Origin of the sequence: Streptomyces sp. NPDC002884 (genome assembly GCF_040295245.1) — a bacterium.
In the GTDB taxonomy this organism is placed as follows: domain Bacteria; phylum Actinomycetota; class Actinomycetes; order Streptomycetales; family Streptomycetaceae; genus Streptomyces.
On sequence record NZ_JBEOVB010000109.1, the window covers coordinates 1 to 1,001 of the forward strand.

1 protein-coding gene is annotated in these 1,001 nt (G+C 67.6%); it reads left to right on the forward strand.

All coding sequences use genetic code 11. From position 1 onward, the window contains the following. Positions 1-13 precede the first annotated feature (13 nt). Entirely contained in the window at positions 14-943 is a 930-nt protein-coding gene (locus ABT070_RS46225) for a transposase family protein (protein ID WP_351769374.1), read from the forward strand. Positions 944-1,001: the final 58 nt, after the last annotated feature.

Genomic DNA, 1,001 nt, shown 5'->3' on the forward strand with positions numbered 1-1,001 from the left:
TCATGGTCGTGGGGTGGGGAACGCGTTTCGTGCAGTGCTCGTTAGCGACCGGAGGATCACGGGCCTGTCGGCTGACGTGATCGCTGAACTCGTCGCTGAAGTAGGGCCGTTGTGGCACGCACGGCACCAGGCCAAGCTCGCGTCCAGGCTGCGGAAGCGGGCTGTGGGCGCAGGCGCGAAGCACCGGCTGGTGTTCGTCGACCGGCTCCTGGCCACGCTCGTGCATCTGCGCCATGCCGTCACTCATGACGTGCTGGCCTGCTGGTTCGGTGTGGACCGCTCCACCATCACCCGCGCCATCGGCGAGGTGCGGCCCCTGCTCGCTGAGCGAGGGTGCACCATCAGCCCGGGTGCGCGGCTGCGGACACTGGCCGAGGTCGTCGACCACCTCGGAACCAGCGGGAAGACCGGCATCATCGACGGAACCGAGATCCGCGTCAGGCGCCCGGCCGCCGGGCGCAAGCACCGGGACAAGTTCATCTCCGGCAAGAGCAAGCAGAATTCGGTCAAGACCATGGTTGTCACGGACGGCGACGGCCGCGTCCTCTTCTGCAGTCCGGCCCAGCACGGCAGCTGCGCAGACATCACCCATGCCCGCCAATTAGGGCTGGTCAAGCTCCTGGACGGCGGGCCAGCACTGGAGATCCTTGCGGATGCCGGCTACCAGGGTCTGGGCGCCCAGACCGGCGGGCGCGTGGTGACGCCACCGCACCGCAAGTTCAGGAAGAACGCCCCGGACTGGTACGAGGAGATGCACGAGCGCCAACGCAAGGCACACTCCTCCCGACGCATCCGCGTCGAGCACGGCATCGCACATTTGAAGAACCGGCGGGCCCTGGCCCGCCACCTCGGCCGCCGCGAACACATCAGCGACATGGTCCAAGCCGTTGCCGGCCTGCTGTCCCACCAGCAAACTGCGGACCTGACCTCAGCACAGATGTGAACACCGAGCCCCGCCGCAGTCCTCGACGCCTCACCGCCTACCGTGCACCAGCTCGTTA